Here is a 2,248-nt window from a genome sequence, read left to right on the forward strand (position 1 = left end):
AAGGACATAAAAGAATTGAAATAGCAATCCTCTATACAAATAAGGTATAATCTACACATAGTGAATCTTTTATATTATTAACTATAAGGTTCACCTATTCAAAAATACATAAACTAGAAGGTGCAACAATGGTAAGTAGTTTTATTCACTCAGTATTAACATTTTTTGAAGGGCTAGGTTATTGGGGCATTATGCTTGGACTTATGATTGAGATTATTCCAAGTGAGATTGTCCTTGCTTATGCGGGATACTTAGTATTCAATGGTAGTATCTCATTTTTAGGCGCAGTTGTGTTTGGTACAATTGGTGGTGTTATTGCTCAAATCTTTATTTATTGGATTGGCCGATACGGCGGACGCCCTATATTAGAACGTTATGGAAAATATATTTTCATACATAAAAAACAAATAGATGCTGCAGAAGATTGGTTTAATCGTTACGGAACTGGCGTCATTTTTACAGCACGCTTCATTCCAGTAGTGCGTCATGCGATTTCAATTCCTGCTGGTATTACAAAAATGTCATTCCTACGTTTCACTACGTTAACAGCACTCGCAATCATCCCTTGGTCTATCATTTTCATTTACTTAGGTGAAAAACTAGGTGAAAATTGGGAGAATATTAATGATATCGCTGGACCATATGTGAAATCATTCGCAATTGGTGGCGTCATACTTATTGTTTTATACTTCGTTATAAAAAAATGGACAAAAAAACGTAAAAATCTTGCGTAAAAATATATAATAAAAACCGCTATACATTCATTACGAATGTTAGCGGTTTTTATTATAGGCTTGATTTTGTATTAGAAATTGTATTATTTCTTCTTTGTGCTTTAAGTCATGTTGAATGAGTGATGAAAAGTAATGATTTAATTTCACTTTTTTAGTGCCAAATTGGTAAACATTATAAAAATATTTGGTGAGAATTCGCTCAATTTCATCCACTAACTGTTTACGAGTAACACTGAATTGATTTAATAGTCCTTCTTTTGAAATACCAGATCTCGCATATTTAATTGCTCCCTTATTCATTTCCTCAACATCTATTGGAACATTTGGTACAGATTGTCCACTTATAAAGTATGGAATTCTATGCTTTATTAAAAACACGTCCCAAACGATAAAATGTGAAATTACATCCGCAATTGCCCATGAACCTTCTCTTAATGCCTGAAACCATATATCATCAGGTACTCGCTGTAATGTTTGACACCATTCTATTAAATATAATTTTTCTTCCAAAACATTCTCTTTCTTCATTATTCATTCCTTTCTCGCACTTATAATTCATTCAAATTAATATCTTCTAGAAATTGTATAAAAAGCCTTCAAAGTTATGTGGATAAGCAACAATTCATTAATTTCGTATATTATTTAAAAAGGAGTGATCTCCCTATGCATTGGCAACAAAAAATACAATACTTAATCGGACGCCCTATCGGCATTTCCTTCATAAATGGGCAAGGAACCTCTGGTGTATTATGTTCAGCACATGATGGTCAATTATATGTGTATGAATACCTTTATCAAGCGCAGTTCGCAATGAAGCATTATGATTTTAGACACATTCAAGATATACATGCCTTTCCGAATTGCCCACATCAAAATCCTCTATACTAAAAAAAGGAACAGCTTATAGCCGTTCCTTTTTCTCCACACTTATTTCTCAGTATAAAAGTTTTGCACTGCTTCATCAAAGTAAATCCAGCCTTTCCACCCTAAATGAATTGTATCTTTTAAGAAATACTTATCATATTCATGTCCAGAAAAGTCAACTACTGGGTATCCTGCTTTCTCAACTTGTTCCCGAACTTTTTTATAATATACTTCACGGCGTTCTTTAGGGAAACCAGCGTAATCATACCACGGTCCGTTTACAGGTACAGAAATGAATAGTGGCTTGACATTTTTCTCTTTAAAAATATTTAAAACAATTTGTAAGTCATCATATTCAGGTGATTCTTCATACGATTCATTTGCTCTAAAGTTTTTTAAACCTTTTAATTTTTTCTTTAAATTATGTTTATAGTAATACGGATTTTCAATGCCAAATGTGTTTGTAGTAGATTCCGCTTTCCCTTCTTCTTCCGCATGTTTACGTGCATCTACCCATGAAATTGAACGAAGTCCCACATTTGTTTTTTCTTTCATCGGCTCAATCTTAAATATAGAGTTAAATAAATCTCTATGATCTAAAATATTTCGATGCATATAAGCAAGTGGTTTAACTAAACCCGCTTTTATGT

At 32.7% G+C, this 2,248-nt stretch carries 4 protein-coding genes; 2 read left to right on the forward strand and 2 right to left on the reverse strand.

Going from position 1 to position 2,248, the window contains the following annotated elements; all coding sequences use genetic code 11:
* The first annotated feature begins 128 nt into the window (after window positions 1-128).
* The gene (uptA, locus tag KI369_RS27760) at window positions 129-734 is read left to right on the forward strand and encodes an undecaprenyl phosphate transporter UptA (protein WP_000254816.1); all 606 of its coding nucleotides are present in this window, start codon (window positions 129-131) and stop codon (window positions 732-734) included.
* A gap of 39 nt (window positions 735-773) precedes the next feature.
* On the opposite strand, the gene KI369_RS27765 is transcribed toward uptA, so the two are convergent.
* Window positions 774-1,262, reverse strand: coding sequence for a DinB family protein (locus KI369_RS27765; RefSeq protein ID WP_212958855.1), 489 nt, complete (start codon window positions 1,260-1,262; stop codon window positions 774-776).
* Between the two features lie 135 nt (window positions 1,263-1,397).
* Here KI369_RS27765 and KI369_RS27770 point away from each other — a divergent pair, with 135 nt between their 5' ends.
* Window positions 1,398-1,622, forward strand: a complete 225-nt coding sequence (locus KI369_RS27770) for a hypothetical protein (protein WP_000558700.1) — start codon at window positions 1,398-1,400, stop codon at window positions 1,620-1,622.
* Window positions 1,623-1,661: 39 nt separating this feature from the next.
* On the opposite strand, the gene dltD is transcribed toward KI369_RS27770, so the two are convergent.
* Window positions 1,662-2,248, reverse strand: a 587-nt coding sequence (gene dltD, locus KI369_RS27775; protein ID WP_154165747.1) for a D-alanyl-lipoteichoic acid biosynthesis protein DltD, incomplete at its 5' end; no start/stop codon positions are given.

The sequence above is a fragment of the Bacillus sanguinis genome (assembly GCF_018332475.1).
Classification (GTDB): domain Bacteria; phylum Bacillota; class Bacilli; order Bacillales; family Bacillaceae_G; genus Bacillus_A; species Bacillus_A sanguinis.

What these genes read in the sequence shown, in the direction of transcription:
- uptA (WP_000254816.1), top strand. Translation starts at nt 129, where the DNA reads ATGGTAAGTAGTTTTATTCACTCAGTATTAACATTTTTTGAAGGGCTA.
- KI369_RS27765 (WP_212958855.1), bottom strand. Translation starts at nt 1,262, where the DNA reads ATGAAGAAAGAGAATGTTTTGGAAGAAAAATTATATTTAATAGAATGG.
- KI369_RS27770 (WP_000558700.1), top strand. Translation starts at nt 1,398, where the DNA reads ATGCATTGGCAACAAAAAATACAATACTTAATCGGACGCCCTATCGGC.